The organism is Luteococcus sp., from assembly GCF_043424415.1.
In the GTDB taxonomy this organism is placed as follows: Bacteria; Actinomycetota; Actinomycetes; order Propionibacteriales; family Propionibacteriaceae; genus Luteococcus.
Genome location: NZ_JBHWOO010000252.1, coordinates 1 through 5,996 on the forward strand (window position 1 = coordinate 1; position 5,996 = coordinate 5,996).

6 protein-coding genes are annotated in these 5,996 nt (G+C 68.6%); 1 reads left to right on the forward strand and 5 read right to left on the reverse strand.

Annotated features, from left to right (window positions below):
* The 5 genes from ACHFFZ_RS14560 to ACHFFZ_RS14580 form a co-directional block, all read right to left on the reverse strand.
* Positions 1 to 884 (reverse strand): aminotransferase class III-fold pyridoxal phosphate-dependent enzyme (locus tag ACHFFZ_RS14560; protein WP_394277321.1); only part of this gene is annotated, 884 nt, incomplete at its 3' end.
* Positions 881 to 1,846 carry an acetylglutamate kinase gene (gene argB / locus ACHFFZ_RS14565; RefSeq protein ID WP_394277322.1) on the reverse strand — a complete coding sequence of 322 codons (966 nt, stop codon included), beginning with the start codon at positions 1,844 to 1,846 and terminating at the stop codon, positions 881 to 883. The genes ACHFFZ_RS14560 and argB, both read right to left, overlap by 4 nt.
* Entirely contained in the window at positions 1,843 to 3,051 is a 1,209-nt protein-coding gene (argJ, locus tag ACHFFZ_RS14570; protein ID WP_394277323.1) for a bifunctional glutamate N-acetyltransferase/amino-acid acetyltransferase ArgJ, read from the reverse strand. The genes argB and argJ overlap by 4 nt, the downstream gene beginning before the upstream one ends.
* Complete coding sequence (gene argC / locus ACHFFZ_RS14575) at positions 3,048 to 4,079, reverse strand: N-acetyl-gamma-glutamyl-phosphate reductase (protein ID WP_394277324.1); 1,032 nt, start codon at positions 4,077 to 4,079, stop codon at positions 3,048 to 3,050. The genes argJ and argC overlap by 4 nt, the downstream gene beginning before the upstream one ends.
* 70 nt (positions 4,080 to 4,149) lie before the next feature.
* Positions 4,150 to 4,704, reverse strand: a complete 555-nt coding sequence (locus ACHFFZ_RS14580) for a TetR family transcriptional regulator (protein ID WP_394277325.1) — start codon at positions 4,702 to 4,704, stop codon at positions 4,150 to 4,152.
* Positions 4,705 to 4,838: 134 nt separating this feature from the next.
* Here ACHFFZ_RS14580 and bioB point away from each other — a divergent pair, with 134 nt between their 5' ends.
* Positions 4,839 to 5,897 carry a biotin synthase BioB gene (bioB, locus tag ACHFFZ_RS14585; protein ID WP_394277326.1) on the forward strand — a complete coding sequence of 353 codons (1,059 nt, stop codon included), beginning with the start codon at positions 4,839 to 4,841 and terminating at the stop codon, positions 5,895 to 5,897.
* Positions 5,898 to 5,996 lie beyond the last annotated feature (99 nt).

Consider the following 5,996-nt stretch of genomic DNA (forward strand, 5'->3'; position numbering starts at 1 on the left):
ACGGGATTGCCGCCAAAGGTGGTGCCGTGCTCGCCGGGATTCAGCAGGGCCGCGGCGGGGCCCGTCGCGATGCAGGCGCCGATGGGGAAGCCATTGCCCAGTCCCTTGGCCACCGTCACCAGGTCGGCCGTGACACCCGACGGGGTGCTCGCCAGCCAGGAACCACAGCGTCCGATTCCCGTCTGGACCTCGTCGATCCACAACAGCGCGCCCACCTGATCGGTGAGCCGGCGTGCCTCTGCAAGGTAGCCCTCGGGCAGCGGCAGCACGCCATTCTCGCCCTGGACTGTCTCCACCACCACGGCCGCCACCCGTTCGTCGAGTGCTGCCTCCAGTGCTCCGAGGTCCCCGAAGGGCAGGAAGGTGACCTCCCCCGGAAGCGGCTCGAAGGGCTCGCGGTACTTCTGGTTGGCGGTGATCGCCAGCGCTCCCATCGTGCGGCCGTGGAAGGCGCCCTCCATGGCGAGGATCCGCGTGCGCCCGGTGCGACGAGTGACCTTGAAGGCGGCCTCGTTGGCCTCGGCACCGGAATTGGTGAAGAAGACCTTGGCTCCGCGGTCGGGATCATTGGCCAGGGCCAGACCCACCAGGCGCTCGGCGAGTTCCACCTGCGTCGGCGTGGCAAAGAAATTGGACACGTGCCCCAGGGTGGCCATCTGTGCGCTGACCGCCTGGTTGACCCGGGGATGGGCATGGCCCAGCGCGGTGACGGCCAGCCCGGCGAGCATGTCGGTGTACTGCTTGCCGTCGGCATCCCAGACCTGCGTCCCGCTGCCCCGGACGAAGACGCGCTGCGGAGTGCCGAAGGTGTTCATCATCACGTGGCCGTACCGCGTGGTGAAGGCGTCCTGCGAGGCGGACGACGTCGTGGTCTCGTTGCTCATCGGGCCACCTCCTGGGTGACGGGCTGGGCCGTCTGGCCGGCACGGTCGGGGTCGCCGGACGGGCCGTCGGGATCTGCGACGACCATGGTGCCGACGCCGTCATTGGTGAAGATCTCCAGCAGCAGGCAGTGCTGGACGCGGCCGTCGATCACCGTGGCCCGCGGCACCCGGGCCTGGACCGCACGCAGGCAGGCCTCCATCTTGGGGCGCATCCCCGTTGCCAGGCTGGGCAGCAGCTCTGCCAGCTCGGAGGCGGTGATCTGGGTGATCACGTCCTCGGAGTCGGGCCAGTTGGCATAGAGGCCGGCGACATCGGTCATCATCACCAGTCGCTCGGCGCCCAGCGCGACGGCCAGGGCAGAGGCGGCGGTGTCGGCATTGACGTTGTGCACGTCCCCGGCATGGTCCGGTGCCACGGTGGCCACCACGGGGATGCGTCCGGCCTCGATCAGGTCGAGCACCGCGTCAGGGTTCACGCTGGCGACATCACCAACCAGACCAAGATCAACATCCTCACCGTCGACCACGGTCCCCCGGCGTCGGGCCGTGAACAGTCCCCCGTCCTCGCCCGACATGCCGACCGCGAAGGGACCATGGGCGTTGATCAGGTTCACCAGTTCCCGGCCGACCTTGCCGACCAGGACCATCCGGACGACATCCATCGCCTCGGGAGTGGTGACCCGGAAGCCACCCTTGAACTCACTGTCGATGTCCAGGCGCTGCAGCATGTGTGAGATCTGCGGGCCACCACCGTGCACCACCACCGGCTTCACCCCGCAGCGGCGCAGGAAGACGATGTCCTCGGCGAAGGCCTGCTTCAGCTCCTCGTTGATCATGGCATTGCCGCCGTACTTGATCACCACGACCTTGCCGGCATACTGCGCCAGCCAGGGCAGGGCCTCGATGAGCGTGTTGGCCTTGGACACCAAGGAGGCGGTGTCGATGCTGCGTGCATGGCTCATGACGAGTACTCCGCATTCTCCTGGACATATCCGTAGGTCAGGTCATTGGTCCAGACACTCGCCTGGCTGGGTCCGTGGTTGAGGTCGACGACGACGTCAACCTGCCGCCCCGACAGGTCGACCAGTGCGCGGTCCTCGCCGATGCCGCCCTGGCGGAAGACACAGACGCCGTTGAACCAGACGTCGACCTGGTCGGGGCCGAAGGCGGCGCCGGTGGTGCCCACCGCCGACAGCACACGCCCCCAGTTGGGGTCCTTGCCGAAGATGGCGCACTTGAACAGGTTGTTGCGGGCGATCGAGCGACCCACCTCGAGGGCGTCGGTCTCGCTGGCGGCATTGCGCACGGTGATCGTGACGTCGTGGCTCGAGCCCTCGGCGTCGGCCAGGAGCTGCATGGCCAGGTCCTGGCAGACAGCCGTCAGGGCCTGTGTGAACTCGTCGCCCCGGGGAGCCACTCCACTGGCACCACTGGACATGATCACCACGGTGTCATTGGTGGACTGGCAGCCGTCGGAGTCCACCCGGTCGAAGGTCTGGCTGCAGGCCTCGCGCAGGGCACGGTCCAGTGCCAGCGGCCGGATGTCGGCGTCGGTGGTGATCACCACGAGCATCGTGGCCAGCGCCGGGGCCAGCATGCCTGCGCCCTTCGCGATGCCGCCGATGCTCCACCCGCCGGGGCTGGTGTGGCTGGCCATCTTGCGCACCGTGTCGGTGGTCATGATCGCAGCCGCCGCATCGGCCCCGCCCTGCACGCTGGCCGACGCGACTGCATCGTCGACACCGGCCAAGAGCTCGTCCATGGGCAGCCGGACGCCGATCAGACCGGTGGAGCAGACGGCGACGTCCATGACGGTGCAGTCCAGTGCCTGGGCGGCGCGGGTGGCGGTCTGCAGCGAGTCCGCGAGCCCCCCCTTGCCGGTGCAGGCATTGGCCCCACCGGAGTTGAGGACCACGGCGCGCAGGGTGCCGTCGGCCACCGCCTCCCGGGACCACTGGACGGGCGCGGCGACGAAGCGGTTGGAGGTGAAGACCGCGCTGGCATCCTGCAGCGGTCCATCGTTGACGACCACGGCCAGGTCATGCTTGCCGGAGTCCTTGATGCCGCAGGCCAGACCAGCCGCCCGGAAACCCCGGGGCGTGGTGACCGACCCAGCTCTCTCGACGGAGAACTCCTGGGCCTCGTGGGTGCTCTCCTGCTGGGTCATGGTGCCACTCCGATCGTGTTCAGGCCGGTGACCTCATCGAGGCCAAGCGCCAGGTTCATGGACTGCACCGCTTGCCCGGCGGTGCCCTTGCAGAGGTTGTCGAGGGTGGCGACCGCGACCACACGACCGGCATCGGCATCGAGGGTTGCATTGACGTGGACGGCATTGCTGCCCACCACGTGCTGGCTCTGCGGCCACTGCCCCTGGGGCAGGACGTGGACGAAGGGCTCGTCGCGATAGGTGTCGGCATAGGCCTGGTGGACCTGCTCGGCGGTGATCCCCTCGCGGGCGGGGGCGCTGACCACGGCGAGGATGCCGCGGGCCATCGGGACCAGCAGGGGTGTGAAGCTGACGCTCGGGCTCTGCGCGCCCAGGCGTGCGAAGTTCTGCAGCAGTTCGGGGACGTGGCGGTGCACTCCGCCCACGCCGTAGGCGCTGGCCGAGCCGACCAGCTCGGCACCGAGCAAGTTGGGCTTCGCCGCCTTGCCGGCGCCCGAGGAACCGGAGGCGGCGGCGATGACGACATCATGGCCGTCGACGAGCTCGTGCAGCAGGGCGGGCATCAGCGCCAGGGTGCTGGTGGTCGGATAGCAGCCCGGCACGGCGATGCGTCGGGTGGTGGCCAGCTCCTTGCGAGCACCGGGCAGTTCGGGCAGGCCATAGGGCCAGGTGCCTGCATGCTCGCTCTTGTAGTACTTGGTCCACTGCTCAGCATCAGCCAGGCGGAAGTCGGCGCCGCAGTCAATCACCAGGACCTCATCACCCAGCTCGGCGGCCACCGCCGCCGAGGCGCCGTGCGGCAGGGCCAGGAAGACGACGTCGTGGCCGGCCAGGTTCTCGTGGGTGGTCTCCAGCACCGGGCGGTCGGCCAGCGGCACCAGGTGCGGCTGGTGCTCCCCCAGCAGGCTTCCGGCACTGGAACCGGCGGTGAGGGATCCGATGCTCACCTCAGGATGGGCCAGCAGCAGGCGAAGCACCTCGCCGCCGGCATAGCCGGTGCACCCGGCCACTGCCACGCGATAACTCATGGGCATAACTATGCCACAAATGGAATAAGTATTCCTTGGATTCCATGACCCGGACCCGCTGCTGACCGGCTCAGGGCAGCTGCCGGGCAATGCCCTCCACCAGGCAGCGCAGGGCGAAGTCGAAACCCTCCGAACCCGAAGCACCACCGGGCAACAGGCCCAGCTGCTTCATGACCAGGATGTTCTGCTCCTCCGAGACGTGCCCCAGCACCAGGTGCAGCACCGCCTGGGCAGCCCAGCCGGCCCTCTGTTGGTCGAGGCCGGCCTCGACCAGCCAGCGGCGGGGATCCTCGGTCGGGTCCTTCTCGCACAGGCCACTGGCCAAGGCCGTGGCGACGAGTTCGGCGCTGTCACGATGGGCCAGCAGGACCCTCCGCAGCCCTCCGCCCCACAGCAGCAAGGCCGCCGCGGGATCGGCGATGGCCATCTGCTGGCCCACCACCTGGGACAGGATCCGGTCGGCAACCGCCGCAAGCAGGCTCTGCTTGTTGGCCACGTGCCAGTACAGGGCACCAGCCTTGACCCCCAGGGCGTCGCCGAGGCGTCGCATGGACAGGTCTGCCATGCCGTAGCTGTCCAGGATCTCGACCGCCTGGTCGACGACCTGCTCGCGCGTCAGCGCCATGCGTGCCTTCCCTCGCACTGGTGGACCCCCGATTGTGGAGTCGACTTGAACGGTGTTCAATGTTCTTTGAACGGTGTTCAACAGAACACGACAAGGAACCTAGCACTGCGACGGCAGCGACCCCAGGAGCACTGATGGACCTCGAGACCATGACCCGGACCGCACTGGCAGGCCAGTCGATCACCCCGGAACAGGCGCTGGAGGTGCTCCAGTGCCCCGACGAGGAGGTCCTGGGCCTCGTCGCCGCCGCCGGACGGGTGCGGCGCCACTTCTTCGGCAACCGGGTCAAGCTCAACTACCTGGTCAACCTCAAGAGCGGCATCTGCGCCGAGGACTGCGGCTACTGCTCACAGCGCCTGGGCGCCAACTCCGGCATCCTCAAGTACACCTGGCTCAAGGACGAGAAGGTGCACGAGGTCGTCGAAGCCGGGCTGGCCAGCGGCGTCAAGCGCGTGTGCATGGTCGCCTCCGGCACCGGGCCGTCCAACCGTGAGACCGACAAGGTCGCCGGCATGATCGAGGGCATCAAGCAGGCCCACCCCGAGGTGGAGGTGTGCGCATGCCTGGGCTTCGTCACCGAGGAGCAGGCCAAGAAGCTGCGCGCCGCCGGAGCCGACGCCTACAACCACAACGTCAACACCGCGGAGTCGCACTACGAGGACATCTGCACCACCCACACCTATGCCGACCGCACCGACAACATCGAGACGGTCAAGGGTGCCGGGCTGTCCCCCTGCTCCGGCCTGATCGCCGGCATGGGCGAGAGCTCCGAGCAGCTGGTCGAGGCCATCTTCGCGCTGCGCGAGATGGGCGTGGACTCGGTGCCGGTCAACTTCCTGCTACCCTTCGACGGCACCCCGCTCGAGGGCCAGCGCACGCTGCAACCGCTGGAGTGCCTGCGCATCCTGGCCATGGTGCGCCTGGTGCACCCCGACACCGAGGTGCGCGCCGCCGCGGGCCGCGAGCAGCACCTGCGCAGCCTCCAGTCGGTCAGCCTCGAGGTGGTCAACTCCATCTTCCTGGGTGACTACCTCACCAGCGAGGGCCAGTCGGGCCAGGACGACCTGCGGATGATCGCCGATGCCGGCTTCGTCATCGAGGGCCAGGAGCCAGAGCCCAGCAAGGGGCTCGACCACGCGCAGGTGCCGATCCGTCGCCGCGGTGCGGGCACCGAGCTCGCCCCCAACGTCTGATCGTCCACAGCTCCCGGGCGTCTCACACCAGCCGGACACGACGAGGGCCGCAGTCCCCTGACTGGGGACTGCGGCCCTCGTGCCGTCGCGGGACCACGT